General features: G+C 30.0%; 24 protein-coding genes, 1 tRNA gene and 1 other annotated feature. Of the genes, 22 read left to right on the plus strand and 3 right to left on the minus strand.

What is annotated here, in order from left to right; all coding sequences use genetic code 11:
* Positions 1-10: 10 nt before the first annotated feature.
* The 8 genes from dtd to BUA21_RS09020 all read left to right on the plus strand — a co-directional run bounded on the left by dtd (position 11) and on the right by BUA21_RS09020 (position 6,351).
* The gene (gene dtd / locus BUA21_RS08990) at positions 11-460 is read left to right on the plus strand and encodes a D-aminoacyl-tRNA deacylase (protein ID WP_072744495.1); all 450 of its coding nucleotides are present in this window, start codon (positions 11-13) and stop codon (positions 458-460) included.
* 11 nt (positions 461-471) lie between these two features.
* The gene (locus tag BUA21_RS08995; RefSeq protein WP_072744496.1) at positions 472-1,095 is read left to right on the plus strand and encodes an MBL fold metallo-hydrolase; all 624 of its coding nucleotides are present in this window, start codon (positions 472-474) and stop codon (positions 1,093-1,095) included.
* 55 nt (positions 1,096-1,150) lie between these two features.
* Complete coding sequence (locus tag BUA21_RS14725) at positions 1,151-1,318, plus strand: helix-turn-helix transcriptional regulator (protein WP_158281649.1); 168 nt, start codon at positions 1,151-1,153, stop codon at positions 1,316-1,318.
* A gap of 12 nt (positions 1,319-1,330) precedes the next feature.
* Positions 1,331-2,812: a coproporphyrinogen dehydrogenase HemZ gene (gene hemZ / locus BUA21_RS09000; RefSeq protein WP_072744497.1), complete on the plus strand. Its 1,482-nt coding sequence runs from the start codon at positions 1,331-1,333 to the stop codon at positions 2,810-2,812.
* A gap of 29 nt (positions 2,813-2,841) precedes the next feature.
* Positions 2,842-3,049: a binding site (T-box leader), on the plus strand.
* Positions 3,050-3,094: 45 nt separating this feature from the next.
* Positions 3,095-4,876: an aspartate--tRNA ligase gene (gene aspS / locus BUA21_RS09005; RefSeq protein WP_072744498.1), complete on the plus strand. Its 1,782-nt coding sequence runs from the start codon at positions 3,095-3,097 to the stop codon at positions 4,874-4,876.
* A gap of 50 nt (positions 4,877-4,926) precedes the next feature.
* Positions 4,927-5,664, plus strand: coding sequence for a tRNA threonylcarbamoyladenosine dehydratase (locus tag BUA21_RS09010; RefSeq protein WP_072744499.1), 738 nt, complete (start codon positions 4,927-4,929; stop codon positions 5,662-5,664).
* Positions 5,639-6,061 carry a SoxR reducing system RseC family protein gene (locus tag BUA21_RS09015; protein ID WP_072744500.1) on the plus strand — a complete coding sequence of 141 codons (423 nt, stop codon included), beginning with the start codon at positions 5,639-5,641 and terminating at the stop codon, positions 6,059-6,061. Before BUA21_RS09010 ends, BUA21_RS09015 begins: the two co-directional genes overlap by 26 nt.
* 17 nt (positions 6,062-6,078) lie before the next feature.
* Positions 6,079-6,351, plus strand: coding sequence for a metal-sensitive transcriptional regulator (locus BUA21_RS09020; protein ID WP_072744501.1), 273 nt, complete (start codon positions 6,079-6,081; stop codon positions 6,349-6,351).
* 1 nt (position 6,352) lies between these two features.
* Here the strand turns inward: BUA21_RS09020 and BUA21_RS09025 are convergent, their stop codons facing one another.
* Together BUA21_RS09025 and BUA21_RS09030 are read right to left on the minus strand one after the other, a co-directional pair.
* Positions 6,353-6,790 (minus strand): threonine/serine exporter family protein, encoded by a 438-nt coding sequence (locus BUA21_RS09025; RefSeq protein ID WP_072744502.1) that lies wholly within the window; start codon positions 6,788-6,790, stop codon positions 6,353-6,355.
* Positions 6,791-7,579: a threonine/serine exporter family protein gene (locus BUA21_RS09030; protein WP_072744503.1), complete on the minus strand. Its 789-nt coding sequence runs from the start codon at positions 7,577-7,579 to the stop codon at positions 6,791-6,793. It abuts the gene before it with no gap.
* A 163-nt stretch (positions 7,580-7,742) separates the two neighbouring features.
* On the opposite strand from BUA21_RS09030, the gene BUA21_RS09035 reads away from it, so the two are divergent.
* The 6 genes from BUA21_RS09035 to spoIVA all read left to right on the plus strand — a co-directional run bounded on the left by BUA21_RS09035 (position 7,743) and on the right by spoIVA (position 15,051).
* Complete coding sequence (locus BUA21_RS09035; RefSeq protein WP_072744504.1) at positions 7,743-8,975, plus strand: serine hydroxymethyltransferase; 1,233 nt, start codon at positions 7,743-7,745, stop codon at positions 8,973-8,975.
* 157 nt (positions 8,976-9,132) lie between these two features.
* A complete protein-coding gene (locus BUA21_RS09040; RefSeq protein WP_072744505.1) occupies positions 9,133-10,470 on the plus strand; it encodes a DUF512 domain-containing protein in 1,338 nt (445 codons plus the stop codon).
* 1 nt (position 10,471) lies between these two features.
* Complete coding sequence (gene der / locus BUA21_RS09045) at positions 10,472-11,788, plus strand: ribosome biogenesis GTPase Der (protein ID WP_072744506.1); 1,317 nt, start codon at positions 10,472-10,474, stop codon at positions 11,786-11,788.
* A gap of 1 nt (position 11,789) precedes the next feature.
* On the plus strand, positions 11,790-12,389 hold the full coding sequence (gene plsY, locus BUA21_RS09050) for a glycerol-3-phosphate 1-O-acyltransferase PlsY (protein WP_072744507.1): 600 nt from the start codon (positions 11,790-11,792) through the stop codon (positions 12,387-12,389).
* A 32-nt stretch (positions 12,390-12,421) separates the two neighbouring features.
* A complete protein-coding gene (locus BUA21_RS09055; RefSeq protein ID WP_072744508.1) occupies positions 12,422-13,450 on the plus strand; it encodes an NAD(P)H-dependent glycerol-3-phosphate dehydrogenase in 1,029 nt (342 codons plus the stop codon).
* Positions 13,451-13,569: 119 nt separating this feature from the next.
* The gene (spoIVA, locus tag BUA21_RS09060) at positions 13,570-15,051 is read left to right on the plus strand and encodes a stage IV sporulation protein A (RefSeq protein ID WP_234973702.1); all 1,482 of its coding nucleotides are present in this window, start codon (positions 13,570-13,572) and stop codon (positions 15,049-15,051) included.
* An 81-nt stretch (positions 15,052-15,132) separates the two neighbouring features.
* Here spoIVA and BUA21_RS09065 read toward each other — a convergent pair.
* Positions 15,133-15,209: transfer RNA gene (locus BUA21_RS09065), tRNA-Pro, on the minus strand.
* A 124-nt stretch (positions 15,210-15,333) separates the two neighbouring features.
* Between BUA21_RS09065 and BUA21_RS09070 the strand changes: the two genes are divergently transcribed.
* From BUA21_RS09070 to BUA21_RS09105, 8 genes are all read left to right on the plus strand, one after another.
* Complete coding sequence (locus tag BUA21_RS09070) at positions 15,334-15,705, plus strand: hypothetical protein (RefSeq protein ID WP_084604221.1); 372 nt, start codon at positions 15,334-15,336, stop codon at positions 15,703-15,705.
* A 112-nt stretch (positions 15,706-15,817) separates the two neighbouring features.
* Entirely contained in the window at positions 15,818-17,110 is a 1,293-nt protein-coding gene (locus BUA21_RS09075; protein ID WP_072744510.1) for an HlyD family efflux transporter periplasmic adaptor subunit, read from the plus strand.
* A gap of 19 nt (positions 17,111-17,129) precedes the next feature.
* Positions 17,130-17,819, plus strand: coding sequence for a YggS family pyridoxal phosphate-dependent enzyme (locus BUA21_RS09080; protein ID WP_072744592.1), 690 nt, complete (start codon positions 17,130-17,132; stop codon positions 17,817-17,819).
* Between the two features lie 12 nt (positions 17,820-17,831).
* Positions 17,832-18,260: a cell division protein SepF gene (locus tag BUA21_RS09085; RefSeq protein WP_072744511.1), complete on the plus strand. Its 429-nt coding sequence runs from the start codon at positions 17,832-17,834 to the stop codon at positions 18,258-18,260.
* Positions 18,261-18,284: 24 nt separating this feature from the next.
* Entirely contained in the window at positions 18,285-18,551 is a 267-nt protein-coding gene (locus BUA21_RS09090; protein ID WP_072744512.1) for a YggT family protein, read from the plus strand.
* A gap of 12 nt (positions 18,552-18,563) precedes the next feature.
* Positions 18,564-19,349 (plus strand): YlmH family RNA-binding protein, encoded by a 786-nt coding sequence (locus BUA21_RS09095; RefSeq protein ID WP_072744513.1) that lies wholly within the window; start codon positions 18,564-18,566, stop codon positions 19,347-19,349.
* A gap of 14 nt (positions 19,350-19,363) precedes the next feature.
* Positions 19,364-19,900: a DivIVA domain-containing protein gene (locus tag BUA21_RS09100; RefSeq protein WP_072744514.1), complete on the plus strand. Its 537-nt coding sequence runs from the start codon at positions 19,364-19,366 to the stop codon at positions 19,898-19,900.
* Positions 19,901-19,981: 81 nt separating this feature from the next.
* The gene (locus BUA21_RS09105) at positions 19,982-20,755 is read left to right on the plus strand and encodes a bifunctional 3-deoxy-7-phosphoheptulonate synthase/chorismate mutase (protein WP_072744515.1); all 774 of its coding nucleotides are present in this window, start codon (positions 19,982-19,984) and stop codon (positions 20,753-20,755) included.
* The last annotated feature ends 3 nt before the right edge of the window (positions 20,756-20,758 follow it).

The following is a 20,758-nucleotide window of genomic DNA, read 5'->3' on the forward strand; positions in this document are numbered from 1 at the left end:
GATGAATACTATGAGAGCGGTTGTACAAAGGGTTACTTATGCAAGCGTAATTGTTTGCGATAATACTGTAGGTGAAATAGATAGAGGACTTTTAGTTTTTTTAGGAATTGGCAATAAAGATTATGAAGCAGATTTAGACTATTTAGTAGAGAAAATAATGGGATTAAGAATTTTTGAAGATGAAGATGGAAAAATGAATCTATCTATCATGGATGTAAAAGGTAAACTTTTAATAGTATCACAATTTACTTTATATGGAGATGTTAGAAAAGGTAAGAGACCTAATTTTACTTCTTCAGCGCCGCCAGATGTGGCAGAAAAGATGTATAGAGATTTTATAGATAAGTGCAAAAATTACAACATAAAAGTTGAAGAAGGTGTATTTGGAGCAAATATGAAAGTCAATCTTGTAAATGATGGACCAGTGACTATTCTTTTAGATAGTAAAAAAACTTTTTAGGAGGGATATATTTGAAAGTTGTAAGGTTGCCTGTAGGTGTATATGCAGCAAATTGTTATATTGTCTATGATGAAGATATTCATGAAGCTGTAGTAATTGATCCAGGTGGAGCTGGAGATGAAATATTGGATAAATTAAATGAGTTAAATTTAAAAGTAAAATATATTATTTTAACCCACGGACATGGAGATCATATAGGGGGAGTAGAAGATGTGAGAAAAGGCACTAGTGCTCCTGTGTTAATACATGAGGATGATGCAGAACTATTAAAAGATGACACAAGAAATTTGTCTAGCATGATGATTATGGGAAGTGTTGAAGTTATTCCTGACAAGTTGTTAAAAGATGGAGAAAAACTTGTTCTGGGAGATCACACAATAAATATCATTCATACTCCTGGTCATACACCAGGAGGAATTAGTATAAAGATCGAAGATAATCTATTTACAGGAGATACACTTTTTGCTGGTTCTATTGGTAGAACCGATTTTGAAGGTAGCTCTTATGAAGATATAATAAGTTCTATAAAGAAAAAGCTGATTTTATATCCTGATGACACTGCTATTTATCCTGGTCATGGTCCATCGTCTACAATTGGAAGAGAAAAGAAATATAATCCATTTATAATTAATTGAGAATATTTTGTAGCTTCTTAGGGAATTTTAAGATTAGAACCTAGGAGGTGCAATTATGAAAAAGAAATCTTTTTTTTCAAATGAATCAAGGGAAAATGTAGATATACGTGATATTGATGAATTGATAGAAATGGGACTAGATAATGATGAAATAGCTAAAGAACTTGGTATTTCTAGAAAACATGTAGAGAGTTTGATAAAAGATATAGATAAAGACTTTTGAGGAGAAAAAATTATGGTTTCAGTTTATTTAGATGGTCATGATTTTACTTATGAGGTAAATGAACTAGTAAAGCTTTTTTTCTTTGATGATGAAATAAGTTTTATTCAAGATGAAAAGGAATATACAGGTAAAGGTTTTTTGATAAAAAATCATCTTTTGAAAGTAGAGAGTGATTACTCATCCATTGCCATAATTGTTTATGATAACGATGTGATAAGTGAATATAAAGTAGATTCTATAAATAATATTGATATAAAACGTGATGGAATAGTAAAAAAAATAAAGACAGGTATAAAACAATCTATTTATGTAGCTTTATCTAATATACTAGAAGTAAAAGTTCCTTGGGGAATACTTACAGGAGTAAGACCTACTAAAATTGTTCATGATCTTATAGACAAAGGTTTAGATAAAAATAGTATATATGATGTTTTAACAAAAGAGTACAAGCTTTTTTCTGATAAGGCAAATACAATTATTGATATAGCAAAAGTACAGAGAGAATATATATATCCAATTTCAAAGGATAGATTTAGTCTTTATATAAGTATACCTTTTTGTCCTACTAGATGTATATATTGTTCTTTTCCTTCAAATTCAATGGATGTAGGGAGAAGATATGTAGATGAATATACAGACAAGATAATATATGAATTAAAATCTATAAGTAAATATTTAAAGAATAAGAAAATGCATACAGTTTATATAGGAGGAGGTACTCCTACAGCTATTCCTACAAAAAATCTTGATCGGATAATAAAAAACATATATGAATTGTATGGTAAGGAAAATATAAAAGAAATAACTGTAGAAGCCGGAAGGCCAGATACTATAGACAAAGAAAAATTACAAATGCTAAAGTCCAATGACATAAATAGGATAAGTATAAATCCTCAAACTATGAATGAGAAGACTTTAAAATTAATTGGTAGAAAGCATACTGAAAAAGATATTATAAAAGCTTTTGCTTTGGCTAAAGATATAGGATTTGATGTTATAAATATGGATATAATAGTAGGACTTCCGGAAGAGGGTACTGATGAATTGGCAAATACACTAGATGAAATATTAAAATTGAACCCTGAAAATTTGACAGTTCATACACTTGCAGTTAAAAGAGCTTCTATATTTAGCAAGAGTATAAAAGAATTTTCCATGGAAAGCCAAAGTACAATTGAGAATATGTTAAATATGAGTAGAAAATATGCAGAAAAAATGAATCTAAGGCCTTATTATTTATATAGACAAAAACATATGCTAGGAAATTTCGAGAATACGGGTTATTCTATAGAGGGAAAAGAGTGCATATACAATATGCTTATTATGGAGGAAAAAGAAACTATATTGGCCGTAGGAGCTGGTGGAGTATCAAAAATTTATTATCCTGATGAAAATAGACTTGAAAGGGTACCAAATGTGAAAAATTTAAAAGATTATTTGGAAAGAATTGATGAAATGGTAGAGAGAAAGAGAATGTACATTGACACAATTTAATATTTATTTTATAATTATTAAAAGTATATGTAAAGACGAGGAAAAGAAATAGTAATTAAATCTCTTGGCTATAGAGAATCGGTGGTGGTGGAAATCCGATGCCAATGTTTAATGAAGACATCTTTGAGTCGATGAGCTGAAACTTAAGTAGGTTCATTCGCTAAATGCGTTATCTATTTTGAGTGAGGAATTACCTAATTAGGGTGGTACCGCGAGATATGGCCTCTCGTCCCTGTAGCAAGGAATGAGAGGCTTTTTTAATTATTAAAGGAGGTTTAGAATATGGGTGAAAAGATGGAAAATTTAAGAAGGACTCATATGTGTGGAAATTTAAGAGTGTCTAATATTGGTGAAGAAGTAGTTTTGATGGGCTGGGTGCAAAAACAGAGAAATTTAGGTTCTCTTATATTTGCAGATTTAAGAGATACAACAGGAATTGCTCAAATAGTATTTGATGATACTTTATCAGAAGAAATATTTAAAAAAGCAGAAAAGATAAGAAGTGAATATGTCATTGCAGTAAAAGGAAAAGTAAGAAAAAGAGAGTCCATAAACAAAGAGATTCCTACAGGAGAAATAGAGGTTTTAGCAAGTGAGTTAAAAATATTAGATGAAGCCGAGACACCACCAATTTATATCAAGGATGATGATGATGTTTCTGAATCTATGAGATTAAAATACAGATATTTAGACTTGAGAAAGCCTTCTATGCAAGAAAATTTGAAGACTAGGCACAAAGTAGCAAAAGTCATAAGAGAATTTCTTGATGAGAACAATTTTGTTGAAATAGAAACTCCAATGCTCACTAAACCTACTCCTGAGGGAGCTAGAGATTATTTAGTTCCAAGCAGAGTAAATCCTGGAGAATTCTATGCACTTCCACAATCACCACAACTTATGAAACAACTTTTAATGGTGTCTGGAATGGATAGATATTATCAGATAGTAAGATGTTTTAGAGATGAGGACTTGAGAGCTAATAGACAGCCAGAATTTACTCAAGTAGATATGGAAATGTCTTTTGTAGATGTAGATGATGTAATTGAGTTAAATGAAAGATTGTTATATAAACTTTTTAAAGAAATAAAAGGTATGGAAATAGAATTGCCAATAAAAAGAATGACATATGATGAGGCAATGGAGAGATTTGGTTCAGATAAGCCAGATTTAAGATTTGGATTTGAACTTGTAAACATAAGTGATATAGTAGCAAATTCAAGTTTTAAAGTTTTTAGTGAAACTATTTCAAATAATGGAGAAGTCAGAGGAATAAATATAAATGGCTATGGAGATAAATTTTCAAGAAAAGATATTTCAAAACTAGAAGAGTATGTAAAAACTTTTGGAGCTAAAGGCCTAGCTTGGATAAAGATAACAAATGAAGGAATTACCTCTCCTATAGCTAAATTTTTGGGGGAAGAAGAATTAAGTGAAATAATTAAAAAGATAAATGGAAAAGAAAATGATTTGCTATTGTTTGTTGCAGATAAACCTAGCGTAGTATTTGATAGTCTTGGAAATTTGAGAATTGAAGTCGCAAAAAAACTTGATATAATAGATAAAAATGACTTAAAACTTCTATGGATAACAGAATTTCCATTGTTTGAATATGATGAAGAAGAAGGAAGATATGTGGCTAAACACCATCCTTTTACCCATCCAATGGATGAAGATATTGAACTATTAGAGACAGAACCTGAAAAAGTAAGAGCTAAAGCTTATGATATAGTTATCAATGGGGATGAAATGGGTGGAGGAAGTATAAGAATTAATAATAGAGAATTGCAAGAGAGAATGTTTAAAGCACTAGGATTCACTATGGAAGAAGCTTGGGATAAATTTGGGTTTTTACTTGAAGCTTTTAAATATGGAACACCTCCTCATGGCGGATTGGCATATGGTTTTGATAGGCTAATCATGTTATTGACAAATAATGACAATATCAGAGATGTAATAGCATTTCCTAAAACTCAAAGTGCAACATGTCTTTTAACTAATGCACCAACAGCTGTGAGTCCTGAACAACTTAAAGAAGTTCATGTGAAGTTGGATATGAAAGAATAAATGCCAGGGCTTCTTGCCCTGGATATTACTAATTTGAAGGTGATACACAAATGGATAATCCTTTTATGAGAACAGAATTATTGTTAGGTAGTAAAGCTATGAGTAAACTAAGAGAATCAAGGGTATGTATATTTGGTATAGGAGGAGTAGGTTCTTTTGCTGCTGAAGCACTAGTACGTTCAGGAATTGGAAGTATTGTTTTAGTTGATTATGATACAATAGATATTACCAATATAAATAGACAAATTCATGCAAATTTTAATACAATAGGAAGAACTAAGGTAGAGGTTATGAAGGAAAGAATATTAGACATAAATCCTTCAATAGACATAGAAATTTATAATGTACGATTGGAAAAATCCAACATAGACGAACTAGTATCTGAAAGGTATGATTATGTAGTGGATGCTATAGATACAGTATCTTCAAAATTGGATTTAATAGAGAAATGTAAAAATTTAAGTATACCAATTATAAGCTGTATGGGTGCTGGGAATAAATTGAACCCTACTAGTTTTAAAGTAGGAGATATTTATAGCACTAGTGTATGTCCTTTGGCTAAAGTAATGAGATATGAACTTAGAAAAAGAGGGATAGGAGATTTAAAGGTAGTTTGGTCAGATGAAAAACCTATTAAAACCAATATAGAGGAAAAGGATCGTAGGAAATCAAGTCCAGGGAGTGTTTCATTTGTCCCATCTGTAGCAGGTCTTATTATTGCTTCAGAAGTAGTTAAAGATTTAATTGATAAGGAGGTTAATGATGGAACAAGTAGGTTTGGTTACTAAAATTGACGGCAATATGGCTCAAGTAGAAGTAAAAAGAATGTCAGCCTGTGGTCATAATTGTGAGAATTGTTCAGGTTCATGTAATTCTCCTAGTGTTAAAGTTTATATACCTAATACTTTGAATGTTAAAGAAGGAGATTATGTAGAGATAAAAACGAAAACAAAAAGTGTGCTAAAGTACACAATTTTAATATATATGATTCCGTTTGTTATGTTGATTTTGGGGATAGTTCTAGGTATGTACGTTTTTAAATCTATAGGAATAAAAAGTTATGAAAATTTCAGCTTTTTATTGGGGCTTATTTTTCTGACTATTGCGTATATAATATTAAAAAGAATTGATAAAAAGGTTGAGAAAGATGGAGAACTCGCTTTTGAAATGACAAGAAAAATATAAATTTAGGAGGTATAGATTTGAATAAGGAAGTTGATGATAAAGTTGCAATAATGAATCGGCTGAAAAGAATAGAAGGACAAGTAAAAGGAATACAAAAAATGGTGGAAGAAGGCAAGTGTTGCAATGACATACTTATTCAAATTGCTGCTGCTAGAGCAGCACTAAATAAGGTTGGAGGTATAATATTAGAAGATTATATGAAAGATTGCATTAAGATTTCTCTAATTGAGGAAACAGATGAAAAAGTCTTAGATGAACTAGTTGATACCATAATAAAATACACAAAATAGATTAAGACTTATTCTTTACTCTTTTAATGGATTTACTTAAGCTAGATGATATGATAATTCCCATAGCAATAGCTACAGCCATAAATATAGTTTCGGTTCCTATATTGGCTGCATCATTAAATCTTTTTTCCGTTATAGCTAGCATAGTATAATACATTCCGGAGCCTGGAACTAAAGGAACAATGCCAGGTATTATAAAAACTGTGGCTGGTTTTTTTGAGTTCCTGGCTAACATTTCTCCAAGAATTCCAACTGTAAGTGCACCGCAAAAAACGCCCAAAATGTTAGAAGAAAAAATATTGGCTATTTGAATATAAATAACCCATCCTATGGCACCTGCTATTCCAGATTTCAGTATTGAATTTTTTGGAATACTAAAAAATATAGCAAATCCTATTGTACATATAAATGAAAAAAAGAATTGTTTTATAAAATCCAATTAAATCACTCCTTTAAAATATATTTTCAATACTAAACCTACCCCAAAAGCAATGGAAAGAGCTATAACTATGGCTTCCATACCTCGAGAAAGGCCAGATATAAAGTCTCCACTTATAGTGTCTCTGATTGCGTTAGTTATAGCTACTCCTGGTACTAAGGGCATTATTGCACCGATTATAATTTTATCAGCATTTTCTCCCAGACCTATTTTTACAAGTAATATAGATAATGCTGAAGCAATGGCTGCACCGCAGAAATTACTTATAAAGAATGTTATATTGAATTTACACAGTTTAGTAGTAAATATTAAGACAAATATAGTAACTATAAAGCTTGCTATAAAATCTAAAAAACTTGCCCCAAATAAGAGAGAAAAAAAACCTGCAGCGAGACTTCCCCATAATATTTTTATTGTACTTTCATATTCAGTAATTTTGTTAATTTTTTTTAATTCATTTATACCTTCCTTTATAGACATATCTGATTCTGCAAATTTTCTTGAAAAATTATTTATCATATCTATTTTGTTTAAGTCAATTTTAATAGCTTTTATTCTCTGAACACATGTCATAATTTCATTTCCATATTCTAGAGATACAAAAATACCTGTTGGAGTTACAAAAGATTCTACATATTTTGTCTTTTCCCTAGATTTACATATTCTATTTACGGTGTCTTCAACTCTATAAGTTTCTGCTCCGTTTTTTAACATGATACTGCCTGCTAAGATTGCAAGAGCTAAAAGTTCTTTTGTTTCTTTTTTTTCGTTTTCTAAACTATATACCATTTTTTCACCCCTATTATTAAAACAATTTAACTTGTAAAAATATTATGAAATTTATATAATATAATAGGAAAACAAATAATATTTAAATCTAAGTCTATTATATTATTAAATGGCAGTAAAAGAAATACATAAGAAATAAATACAATAAGAAGGGAGATAAAATATGGATTTTACAAATTTAAGAAAATATGATCCAGAGGTTATGAAAATTGTTGAATTAGAAACAAATAGGCAAAGAAATAAAATTGAGCTTATTGCTTCAGAAAATTTTGTTTCTCCTCAAGTAATGGAGGCTATGGGTAGTCAACTTACAAACAAATATGCTGAAGGTTATCCAGCTAAAAGATATTATGGTGGTTGTGAATATGTAGATATGGTAGAAGATTTAGCTAGAGAAAGATTAAAAAAATTGTTTGGAGCAGATCATGCAAACGTTCAACCTCATTCTGGTTCCAATGCTAACTTAGGAGTTTACTTTGCAGTTCTTGAACCAGGAGATAAAGTTCTTGGAATGAATCTTTCACAAGGTGGACATTTAACTCATGGTAGTCCTGTGAATATTTCTGGTACTTATTTTAACTTTGTTGCATATGGAGTAGATAAAGAAACTGAAACGATAGATTATGATGAAGTAATGGAAATAGCAAAAAGAGAAAAACCTAAATTGATTGTAGCAGGAGCAAGTGCTTATCCAAGAATTATTGACTTTGCAAAATTCAGAGAAATTGCTGATGAAGTAGGGGCATATCTTATGGTTGATATGGCTCATATAGCAGGACTAGTTGCAGCAGGACTTCATCCAAGTCCAGTTCCTTATGCAGATTTTGTGACAACTACAACTCACAAGACTTTAAGAGGACCTAGAGGTGGAGCTATACTTTGTAAAGAAGAATATGCAAAGAAAATAGACAAGGCAATATTCCCTGGAATTCAAGGGGGACCACTTATGCATGTTATCGCTGCTAAAGCCGTTAGTTTTGGAGAAGCTTTGACTGATGAATTTAAAGAATATCAAAAACAAATTTTAAAGAACTCAAAAGCATTGTCAGAAGCATTGCTAGAAAAAGATTTTAGATTGGTTTCTGGAGGTACTGATAATCATCTAATACTTTTAGATGTTAGAAACAAAGGTTTAACAGGTAAAAAAGCCGAAGCATTGCTAGATGAAATTGGAGTTACAACTAATAAAAATACTATTCCATTTGATCCAGAAAGTCCTTTTGTTACAAGTGGATTGAGAATAGGTACTCCAGCAGTTACAACTAGAGGAATGAAAGAAGAAGACATGAAAGAAATAGCGGAAATAATAAGTCTTGCATTAGATGAAGAAAATAACAGAGATGATATAAGGAATAAAGTTAAAATTTTATGTGACAAATATCCATTGTATGAATAGATAATTTAAAATACCTACAGCGAAAGCTGTAGGTATTTTAAATTTTAGCATATTCAAATTTAAATAAGGAAATATTATTTAAGTACAGTATCTATTTACATAAAGCTATTACTATAATAGAATATACATAAGTAAAAAAGAATGAAAGGAATATATTATGGAACTAAAATCACTAGATAATGATATAAATATTATTGAAAAAGTAGAAAAAGGCAGTATTGCCGAAGAACTTGGAATTGAACCTGGAGATATTCTCGTTTCAATTAATGATAATAAGGTTTTGGATATTATTGATTATAAATATTTAATATCTGATAATTATGTAGTTGTTACTATTCAAAAAAAGAATAATGAGGTATGGGATTTTGAAATAGAAAAAGACTATGATGAAGATTTAGGAATATATTTTACAAATCCGCTTATTGATAAGGCTAAAAGCTGTAGAAATAAGTGCATGTTTTGTTTTATTGATCAATTACCTAAAGGAATGAGAGAAACATTATATTTTAAAGATGATGATTCAAGACTTTCATTTCTTCAAGGAAATTTTATTACTTTAACTAATTTAAGGGATGATGAAATACAAAGAATTATAGATTATAGATTGAGTCCAATAAATGTTTCTGTTCATACCACTAATCCTGAATTGAGAATAAAAATGCTTAATAATAAAAATGCTGGGAAAATATATAATATTTTAAAAAAATTTAGCCAAGCTAAAATTGAGGTTCACTGCCAAATAGTTCTAGTTCCAGGAGTAAATGATGGAGCAGAGCTTGATAGAACGCTAGGAGATTTATCTAAACTTTATCCAAGTGTGAATAGTGTGGCGGTGGTACCAGTAGGTATTACGAAATACAGGGAAGACCTTCCTAAACTTGAACCTTTTAATGAAGTGTCTTCTCTTGAATTTTTAAAGTATATAAGAAATAAGCAGGAAGAATATTTAAAAAAGCTAGGTACCAGATTTGTTTTTCCGTCTGACGAATTTTATGCAATGACCAATATTGCTCCTCCATCTTATGGGGAATATGAGAAGTTTCTTCAATTGGAAAATGGCGTAGGACTTATGACACTTTTTTCATATGAAGTAGATAGAGAAATAGAAAAATTAAAAGATGATATAAGTTTAAAAAAGAAATATATTGTTGCAACAGGAACATTAGCTTATGAGTTTGTCAAATCTATTTGTGATAAAGTCATGAATAATATAAGAGAATTAGAAATAAAAGTTGTTCCAATAAAAAATGATTTTTTTGGAACAACCATTACTGTTTCAGGCCTTATAACAGGACAAGACTTGATTAACCAATTAAAAGAATATAAAGATTTTGATGCTTTAATAATACCTAATTCAATGCTTAGGAGTGGAGAAAAAGTTTTTTTAGATGATTTGACAATTGAAGATATTGAAAAAGAGTTAAATATTAAAGTTATTCCATCGAAAGTTAAAGGTAAAGATTTTATAAATATATTTACAAAGGATATGAGGTGATATTATGAGACCAATTGTATGTATAGTTGGAAGACCAAATGTAGGAAAATCTACTCTTTTTAATAGAATTGTAGGTAGAAGAATTGCAATTACAGAAAATAAGCCTGGGGTTACTAGAGATAGAATTTATGCAGAGGCCGAATGGTTGAATAAATACTTTATTCTAATAGATACAGGAGGTATTGAACCATATAGTGATGATACTATATTATCTCAAATTAGAAGACAGGCAGAAGTAGCTATAGGTACAGCAGATGTGATACTTTTTGTTGTAGATGGGTTAGACGGTATAACTGCTTCTGATAGAGAAATAGCAAATATGCTCAGAAAATCCGGGAAAAAAGTTATATTAGTTTGTAATAAAATAGATACACCAAAAACACCCCATGAGATATATGAATTTTATGAATTGGGTCTAGGAGATCCTATAGTAGTATCTGCAGGACAAAGTTTAGGATTAGGGGATTTATTAGATGAAGTAGTAGAAAATTTTCCCGAAGACAAAGATACTGAATATGATGAAGATGTAATTAAAGTTGCTGTAATTGGGAAACCAAATGCTGGAAAATCATCTCTTATAAATTGTATATTGGGAGAAGAAAGGGTTATTGTAAGTGATATACCTGGTACAACAAGAGATGCGATAGATACTTATTTTGAGTATCAAGATGACAAATATGTGTTTATTGATACAGCAGGAATTAGGAGAAAAAGAAATATTGATGAAAATATTGAAAAGTATAGTGTCATAAGATCATTAACCGCCATAGATAGATCAGATGTATGTATATTGATAATCGATGCAACACAAGGAGTTACAGAACAAGATGCTAAAATTGCTGGTCATGCTTATGAAAGAGGAAAGGCTCTTATAATTGCCATAAATAAATGGGATTTAATAGATAAATCAGATAAGACATATTTAGAATTTGAAAAAGAAGTCAGAAACGTTTTATCTTTTGTTACCTATGCACCTATAGTTTTAATATCTGCGAAAACTGGCAAAAGGGTAAATAAAGTTTTTGCACTGATAAAAGAAGTATACAGTAGCTATACTAAAAGGATTAGCACGGGTATATTCAATGATATTTTAAATGAGGCAGTTATTTTAAACCAGCCACCAACAGATAAAGGAAGACGATTAAAAATATATTATGGAACACAAGTAGGTATTAAACCACCAAAGTTTGTCATATTTATTAATGATAGGGAACTTTCACATTTTTCTTATGAAAGATATTTAGAAAATCAAATCCGTCAGAATTTTGGATTTGAAGGAACTCCAATCCAGCTTGAATTTAAAGAAAAGGGGGATTAATTTGAACAAAGTTATACTTATAGCTATTATTTCTTATTTGATCGGAAACTTTTCCTCTGCATATATTTTGGGAAAAGTATGTAAGAGCAAAGATATAAGAAAGTATGGAAGTGGAAATGCTGGTGCAACAAATGCGTTAAGGGTTTTTGGGGTCAAAATAGGCCTTATATCATTTATTTTAGATATTTTAAAAGGAATCATTGCTGTAAACATAGGAAATTATTTTATGGGTTACAATGGAGCATTAATTGCAGGAGTATTTGTAGTTATAGGTCATGATTGGCCAGTATTCCTAAAATTTAAAGGTGGCAAAGGCATTGCAACCTCACTTGGTGTTATGTTATATCTACATTTACCTACAGCTATTATTTGTATAGCCATAGGATTTACTATTATTGCCATAACAAGATATGTGTCTTTGGGATCAATAGTAGCAACTTGTTTAGTACCAATTTTGGGAAGTGTTTTAAAAAAACCTTTTGACTTGAATTTTTTCATTTGTACAATTATATTAGCGTCAATGGCCATATTTAGGCATAGAAGTAATATAAAGAGACTTAAAAATGGAGAGGAGTCAAAATTAGGTCAGGAAGTAAATTAAACTAATGAATAAACATAGGGGGCTTGACTTACATGGTAGAAAAAATTGCAGTTATAGGGGGAGGAAGTTGGGGGACTGCTCTGGCGATACTTCTTTCCAAGAAAGGATGCGAGGTAGGCTTATGGATAAGAAATGACAAGCAATGTGAAGAGATGAGGATATCTAGAGAAAATTTAAAATATTTGCCAGGAGTTATTATTCCAAACAATGTAAATTTAACCTCAGATTTCGAGAAGGTTGTTTATGGTAAAGATATCTTGTTAATGTCTGTTCCTTCTTATGCTGTTAGAGAAACATTGGTAAATGGTCAAAGGTATATAGAACCAAATCAAATAATTGTAAACGTAGCAAAAGGGATAGAAAACAATAGTCTCATGAGGATTTCTGAAATTGTTAATGAAATCCTTCCACGAAATAAGTATGCCATTCTTTCAGGACCATCTCATGCTGAGGAAGTTGCAAGAGATATGCCTACTACTGTGGTTGCAGCATCAAAAGAAAGAGATGTTGCCCATTATATACAAGATGTATTTATGGCACCTAAATTTAGAGTTTATACAAATCCTGATGTCATCGGAGTAGAATTAGGTGGGTCCTTAAAAAATGTAATTGCTCTTGGAGCAGGAATTTCGGATGGACTAGGGTATGGTGACAATACTAAGGCTGCTCTTATGACAAGAGGAATAATTGAAATGGCTAGAATTGGAGAAAAAATGGGTGCTAATTATGAAACATTTGCAGGTCTTGCTGGTATTGGAGATTTAATAGTTACTTGTACAAGTATGCATAGTAGAAATAGGAGAGCGGGTATACTTATAGGAGAAGGTAAAAATTTGGAAGAGGCTGTTGAGAGCATAGGAATGGTAGTAGAGGGTATAAAGACTACTAAATCTGCCTATGAACTTTCTTTAAGATACAATGTGATGATGCCTATTACTAAAGAAATATATGAAGTTCTCTATGAAGGAAAAGATGTGAAGAATTCTGTTGTAAATTTAATGCTTAGAGATAAAAAACATGAGATGGAAGATATAGCTAAAAATTTAGATAGTAAATGGTAGAGACATACTGAGTAGTATGTCTTTTATTTTTATGGTGCCTGTCATATTCTCAATGTAAGTACATATATATAATGTTAGGAAACCAATATATAATTGGAATATAATTAAAAGGAGGTAAAATGGTGGAGAAATTTGACATATATAAAGACATTGCTGAAAGAACAGATGGAGATATCTATGTTGGAGTAGTAGGCCCTGTAAGAACGGGTAAATCAACTTTTATTAAACGTTTTATGGAATTACTAGTTATCCCCAATATAGAAAACAAGTATAAAAAAGAAAGAGCTAAAGACGAACTACCTTTAAGTGGAGCAGGAAAAACTATTATGACAACGGAACCGAAGTTTGTTCCCAATGAAGCAGTAGAACTCATTCTAAAGGATAATGTTAGATTTAAGTTAAGAATGGTAGATTGTGTTGGTTATTTAGTTAAAGGTGCTATTGGGCATGAAGAAGATAATATACCTAGAATGGTTACTACACCGTGGTATGAAAAGGAAATACCTTTCGAGGAAGCGGCAGAAATAGGAACAAGAAAAGTAATAACTGATCATTCTACTATTGGAATAGTTGTTACTACGGATGGTTCTATTACAGATATAGACAGATCAAATTACATAAAAGCCGAAGAAAGAGTAATAAATGAACTTAAAGAATTAGAAAAACCCTTTATAATTCTTTTGAATTCTAAACATCCTAATTTAGATAGTACTATTGCTTTAAGAGAAAGTCTTGAAGAAAAATACAATGTTTCTGTAATTGCAGTAGATTGCTTAAACATGGATACAGATGATTTGGAAAAAATATTTGAAAAAATACTTTATGAATTTCCAGTCAAAGAAATTAAAATAAATTTACCAGGGTGGATGGAAGGATTAAATAGAAATCATTGGATAAAGTCTAGCATTTTAGAATCCTTAAAAGAATCTATTGAAACACTTCAAAAATTAAGTGAAATAAATTCTGTTGTGGAAACTTTAGGCGAACTTGAAACAATTAAGGAAACCAGAATTAAAGAAATAAATCTAGGAGAGGGAGTAGCTAATATAGATATAGTCTTAGAGGATAGTATGTTCTATAATGTATTAAAAGAAATAACAGGATATGGTATACAAGGTGATTATCAGCTTATAGGCCTTATTTCTAAATTATCTCAAGCAAAGCATGAGTATGATAAAATAGAAAAAGCCTTAACGGAAGCAAAAGAGTTTGGATATGGATTGGTAAGTCCAAGTCTAGATGAACTTGAATTAGATGAACCTGAGATATATAGACAAGGAAATAGATTTGGGGTAAAATTAAAAGCTAAAGCACCGTCACTTCATCTTATAAGAGCGGACATTACTACAGAAGTCTCTCCTCTCATAGGAACAGAAAGTCAAAGTGAAGAGTTGGTTAAATACTTTTTGAGTGAGTTTGAAGGAGATCCATCTAAAATATGGCAATCAAACTTGTTTGGAAAGTCATTATATGATCTTGTAAACGAACAACTACAAGGAAAACTTGATATGATGCCAGATGATGCAAGACAGAAGATTAGAAAAACACTAGAAAGAATAATAAACGATGGGAGCGGAGGACTTATCTGTATTATAATATAGATAAGATGAAGTATTGAAGTAAAACTTTTTTATTTGTTATAAAGAAAGGGTGGAAAATTAAAATTTTCTACCCTTTCTTTATGGTCGGGATGACTGGATTTGAACCAGCGACCCCAAGTCCCCCAGACTTGTGCGCTACCATACTGCGCTACATCCCGATGATTAATTATATTATATAATATTATATATTAGGATAAAGTGTTTGTAAAGTAGGTTTAAGTAAGTATAGAGATGTGTTATACTTAATAATAAGAAATACTAATATAAAATGGAGGTATTGAATTGATAGTATATATTAAGTATTTTCTGCTTATGCTATTTGTAGTTAGCATCATTGGATATATATTTGCAGTATTAAAAGAAAAACTATATCTTAAAAATAATATTATTCTAATAAATAAAAAATCTATAACTCAAGAACATATTGATGAAGCGGATATGAAGGAATTTGTTTTTGATGGTTGCAGGGTAAAGTCAGGAGATGAAATAAAAGTAGTACTTAAAGGTAAACAAAAATTAGAAGGCATAGTAATTGGAGCGAAGAAAAAGGAAAGGGCTATACTCATGGTTACACATAATGACGAGATAAGAAGGTTGAATATTGACAATATCATTAAATTTAAGATTGTAAGCAAATATGGAAAGTTTTTTTAAAACTTTAAAATGGGTCTTAAGACCTAAAAAAAAATTTAAAGTTTTGAAGGAAAAATAAAAGAAATGGAGAACTAATTATGTAAGGTTAATTATTCATGAAGGATGGTATAATATGTCAAAAGAGAAAAGAGATAAAAGACGAAAGAAGAAAAAATGGATTAGAGCTATGTTTATTTCTTTTATTCTTATCTATTTGATATTTAGGAGTGTCCCGGCATTATATGCATCTAATTTGAAAACTGTCCTCGTAGAAGAGGGTACTATAGAAGATAGTGTTAATTTTCCAGGAATTATAGTCAGAAATGAAAGAGTATATAGAGCCGATGGAGATGGGAAAATAAATTTTTTAAAAAAAGAGGGAGAAAGGGTTAAAGTAGGAGCCAAAATAGCTGAGTTATCACTTGTAGAGGAGGATTCCTCTTTAGAAAGTGAATTAAAAGAAGTAAATAAAAAAATAGAATCCATAGAAAAGGTAAATAAGCAAAAAGAAATGGCAAAGAAAGATGAAACTAAATCTGAAAAAAACACTGAAATGGTCATTGAGGAACTTCAAGATAATATAATAAATGGGGATTATGATGAAACTACACAATTGAAAGAAGAGCTATATTGTTCGTTAGGAAAGAAAAGTAATGCTACAGGTGAAAATACTCTGGCTAATCAGAGTCTAGATAATTTAAAAAACAAAAAAGAAGAGCTAACTAAGGAAATACTAAATAGTACTATAAATTATTTTTCCAAAGAGGCGGGAATTGTTAGTTTTAAGATTGATGGCTTTGAAGAAATATATAATGGGAACAATATTCTAAACTATACATTGGAAGATATAAGAGATAAAGAAGCAGAATCTAAAGTCAGTAAAAACAAATCAGATGTAAATGCAGGGGATGCAATGTTTAAAGTAATGGATAATTACGATTGGTATTTGCTAGTAGATGTTGATGATATAAAAAAAATAAAGTCGCTAAAAGAAAGAGATATGATTTCTATTTGTTTAGACGACAGTGATGAAGAATTGAGAGGTAGGATAATAAAAATAAAGTCTAAAAATGGACAAGGTATAGTTGCAATTAAGTTAGATACTCATTTTCATGATTATTGTGAAAAGAGAAATGTAGATATCGAGATAATTAAATCTAAAAATGAAGGTTTAAAGGTTCCCACAAAAGCTATTTGTGAAAAAGATGGTTTAAATGGTGTTTATATTAAAGATATTAGTGGAATAATAAGATTTAGACCAGTTAAAATATTAGGGCAAAATGAAGAATATACTATTGTTTCAAAAGGAAATAATAGTAATTTTATCGATATTGAAGGAAGTGATAAAAGAATTAAAACTATAAAAGTATTTGATGAAATCCTTTTAAGTGGTGGAAAGGCAAAGGAAGGACAGATTATAGACTGACAACGAGGGGGTGTCTAAAATTAGTATAAGAGATAATTTATTGAGAGTAGAAGAAAATATTGAAAGTGCACTCATTGCTTCAGGAAGAAATAAAGACGACATTACTTTAGTTGGAGTGACTAAAACTGTTGATGCAGATAGCATAAATGAAGCTATAAGTTATGGCATAGAGAATATAGGTGAAAATAAAGTACAAGAGATAATGGATAAGTATGACAAAATAAATAAAAATGTCAATTGGCATATGATAGGACATCTTCAGACTAATAAAGTGAAATATATTATAGATAAGGTTGATTTAATACATTCGCTAGATAGAATGTCATTAGCAAAAGAGATAAATAAGAGAGCTAAATCAGAAAGTATTATAAAAGATGTACTTATTCAAGTAAATATAGCAGAAGAAGTGACAAAATTTGGTCTTAAAAAAGAAGAAGTGATTCCATTTATTGAATCTATATTAGATTTTAAAAATATTAGAGTTAAAGGACTTATGACAATAGCACCTTTTTCAGAAAATCCAGAAGAAGTAAGATTTGTTTTTAGAGATTTAAGAAATTTGGGTTATGAAATAGAAAAGAAAAATTATGAGAATTTAGAAATGAAATACTTTTCTATGGGAATGACTAATGATTACAAAGTGGCTATAGAGGAAGGAGCTAATATTGTAAGAATTGGTACTGCAATATTTGGTAAAAGAGTATATTAAGGGGGGAATATTATGTCAAATTTTATGAATAAGTTTAAGTATTTTATGGGATTGGAAGATTTAGAAGATGAGTATGAGGAATATGAAGATTATGATGAAGAAGAGTTAGATATACCCCAACCCGTAAAAGTAAATAACAAAGTGGTGAGTATTCATAATAATATGAATATGAAACTAGTAGTTCATGAACCTTTAAATTATGAGGATGCTCCAAAGATCATAGATGATTTGAAAATGAGAAAAACTGTTGTTGTGAATTTAGAAGAGTTAGAACTAGAGTGTAAAAAACAGATATTTGACTTTATTAATGGTGGACTCTATGCTCTTGAAGGAAATATTCATAAAGTAACGAAAGATATTTTTATACTTGCTCCAAACAATGTTGAGATTGATGGACAATTAAAAGAAGATATAAAAAGCAGAGGTTTGTTTACTTGGTAAAAATACAGTTAAGGGGAAAATAATATGATTGTTTTTTATGAGGCTGTAAATATACTATTTGATATAATTCAAATTTTTATTTTTGTTAGAATATTTTTATCGTTTTTACCAATAGATAATAGTAATGGCTTTAGTAGGTTTATATATGATATTACAGAGCCTATTTTGGGACCTTGTGGTATGCTCTTAGAAAGATTAGGGATAGATACAGGATTTTTAGACTTTTCACCATTACTTGCATTATTGTTTATGAATTTGATTATTTATGTTTTGAAAATTATTATTTTTTAATATGGTGATAAGATGATTAACAACAAAGAACAGTATATATATCACATAAAAGATAAAAATGAAGTAATGAATATGAGAAGAGTCTTGGATAAAATAGAAATAGTTGAAGATAAACATATGGTTCAAGCTACGGATTTTCTAGATCCCTATGAGGTGAAACTTGCCAAATCTATCTTAAATAGGTTTGGTCATATATCCTATGTAGAGGATGGTGGACTTTTTAATGCTGAAAGAAAGATTCTTATAATTTATCCTGATTATATGGAATTTGATTTAGAAGAAAGCCCTATTGCTCCATTATCTATAAGAGGTAATATTGAAGGGTTAAAGCATAAAGATTTTTTAGGTTCTTTATTAGGATTAGGAATAACAAGAGAAAAAATTGGAGATATTTTAATACATGAGGACAATGTTCAAATAATAGTAAGTAGTGATATTTCTGACTATATTTTATTTAATTTAAGAAAAGTTGGGAACAATAATATAAATATTGAATACATAAACAGATATGATTTAAAAGAAGGAATTGAGATATATAAAGAGTTGATAACTAATTTGTCTTCTTTGAGATTAGATGTAGCTATAAGTAGTAGTTTTAACTTATCTAGAAATGATAGTTTAAATGTTATTAAAAATTGTAAAGTAAAAGTTAACTGGGAGCCAGTAAAGAAACCTTTTTTTGAACTGAAAGAAGGCGATCTTGTTTCAGTTAGAGGTCATGGAAGATTTGTTCTATATTCAATATTTGGCGCAACTAAAAAGGATAGATTAAAAGTTGGTATTAGAATATTTAAATAAATGGAGTGAAGGGAATGCTTACACCTTTAGACATACAGAACAAAGATTTTAATAAGTCTTTTAGAGGTTACAATGCGACAGAAGTGGATAGCTTTTTAGACGAAATTATTGTTGATTATGAAAAGCTTTATAAAGAAAATATTGAATTAAAAGAAAAAATTACAATTTTAAACGATCAATTAAAACAATATAATAATCTAGAGGATACCTTGAAAAATACATTGGTAGTAGCTCAAGGTACTGCTGAAGAAGTGACCAATACGGCAAAACAAAAAGCGGATTTGATCATAATGGAAGCAGAAGAGAAGTCTAGAAGAATAATAGAAAATGCTCATGATGAAGTGATAAAAATTCAAGAAGAATATGAGAGCTTAAGAAAAGAGATATATATTTTTAAGACTAGATTCAAATCTTTGATAGAAGCCCAATTGTCAACATTGGATGATTATTACAATGAAATAGAAAGTGCTTCATCGAAAGAATCTGTTGATGAGTTTGAAGGAGAAAAAGAAATAGAAAATATTGATAGAACAGATGATATGGGGGCATAGCCTCCATTTTTTTAAATCCTTGACAATATTGAAGAAATAATATAAATAATATATGTAAAACTATTTTTGGAGGAATTTGCTATGACAAAAATTATTGATATAGGAAATGGAGTTAAATTTGGTGGAGATGATTTCACAATTGTAGCAGGACCGTGTTCTGTAGAAAATGAAGAACAAATGGAATCTATAGGAAAATTTCTAAGTTCACTTGGAATAAAGGTTTTAAGAGGAGGAGCTTTTAAACCTCGAACTGATCCAAATGATTTTCAAGGTTTAGGATTTGAAGGGCTTAAAATACTAAAAAATATAAAAGATAAATATAAAATGAAAATAGTATCAGAAATTTTAGATCCTAGAGATATTGAACGAGCGTACAATTATATAGATATTATTCAAATTGGCTCAAGAAACATGCAGAATTTTCCACTGCTAAAAGAAGTGGGTAAGACTGACAAGCCTGTGCTCTTAAAAAGAGGTATGAGTTCTTCAATTGAGGAATGGCTTAAAGCTTGTGAATATATAAGCATGGAAGGAAATGAAAATATTATATTATGCGAGAGAGGAATAAGAACTTTTGAAAACTATACTAGAAATACATTAGATTTAGTGAGTGTACCAACAATTAAGTCATTATCAGAATATCCTATAATTGTTGATCCAAGTCATGGCACAGGTAGAAGAGAATTGATATTGCCTGCTACCAAAGCTTCATTAGCTATTGGTGCAGATGGAGTTATAATAGAAATTCATCCAAATCCTGAAATGGCACTTTCTGATGGTTTCCAATCTCTCAATTTTCATGAGTTTGAAATTTTAGCAAATGAAATTAAAAGACTAAAGAATTTGAATATATAAGAA

This window comes from Sporanaerobacter acetigenes DSM 13106 (genome assembly GCF_900130025.1).
Lineage (GTDB): Bacteria > Bacillota > Clostridia > Tissierellales > Sporanaerobacteraceae > Sporanaerobacter > Sporanaerobacter acetigenes.

What these genes read in the sequence shown, in the direction of transcription:
- BUA21_RS09010 (WP_072744499.1), top strand. Translation starts at nt 4,927, where the DNA reads ATGGATAATCCTTTTATGAGAACAGAATTATTGTTAGGTAGTAAAGCT.
- spoIVA (WP_234973702.1), top strand. Translation starts at nt 13,570, where the DNA reads ATGGTGGAGAAATTTGACATATATAAAGACATTGCTGAAAGAACAGAT.
- hemZ (WP_072744497.1), top strand. Translation starts at nt 1,331, where the DNA reads ATGGTTTCAGTTTATTTAGATGGTCATGATTTTACTTATGAGGTAAAT.
- BUA21_RS09030 (WP_072744503.1), bottom strand. Translation starts at nt 7,579, where the DNA reads ATGGTATATAGTTTAGAAAACGAAAAAAAAGAAACAAAAGAACTTTTA.
- BUA21_RS09040 (WP_072744505.1), top strand. Translation starts at nt 9,133, where the DNA reads ATGGAACTAAAATCACTAGATAATGATATAAATATTATTGAAAAAGTA.
- BUA21_RS09100 (WP_072744514.1), top strand. Translation starts at nt 19,364, where the DNA reads ATGCTTACACCTTTAGACATACAGAACAAAGATTTTAATAAGTCTTTT.
- BUA21_RS09085 (WP_072744511.1), top strand. Translation starts at nt 17,832, where the DNA reads ATGTCAAATTTTATGAATAAGTTTAAGTATTTTATGGGATTGGAAGAT.
- BUA21_RS09095 (WP_072744513.1), top strand. Translation starts at nt 18,564, where the DNA reads ATGATTAACAACAAAGAACAGTATATATATCACATAAAAGATAAAAAT.
- dtd (WP_072744495.1), top strand. Translation starts at nt 11, where the DNA reads ATGAGAGCGGTTGTACAAAGGGTTACTTATGCAAGCGTAATTGTTTGC.
- BUA21_RS14725 (WP_158281649.1), top strand. Translation starts at nt 1,151, where the DNA reads ATGAAAAAGAAATCTTTTTTTTCAAATGAATCAAGGGAAAATGTAGAT.
- BUA21_RS09090 (WP_072744512.1), top strand. Translation starts at nt 18,285, where the DNA reads ATGATTGTTTTTTATGAGGCTGTAAATATACTATTTGATATAATTCAA.
- BUA21_RS09055 (WP_072744508.1), top strand. Translation starts at nt 12,422, where the DNA reads ATGGTAGAAAAAATTGCAGTTATAGGGGGAGGAAGTTGGGGGACTGCT.
- aspS (WP_072744498.1), top strand. Translation starts at nt 3,095, where the DNA reads ATGGGTGAAAAGATGGAAAATTTAAGAAGGACTCATATGTGTGGAAAT.
- BUA21_RS09035 (WP_072744504.1), top strand. Translation starts at nt 7,743, where the DNA reads ATGGATTTTACAAATTTAAGAAAATATGATCCAGAGGTTATGAAAATT.
- BUA21_RS09075 (WP_072744510.1), top strand. Translation starts at nt 15,818, where the DNA reads ATGTCAAAAGAGAAAAGAGATAAAAGACGAAAGAAGAAAAAATGGATT.
- BUA21_RS09015 (WP_072744500.1), top strand. Translation starts at nt 5,639, where the DNA reads ATGGAACAAGTAGGTTTGGTTACTAAAATTGACGGCAATATGGCTCAA.
- BUA21_RS09105 (WP_072744515.1), top strand. Translation starts at nt 19,982, where the DNA reads ATGACAAAAATTATTGATATAGGAAATGGAGTTAAATTTGGTGGAGAT.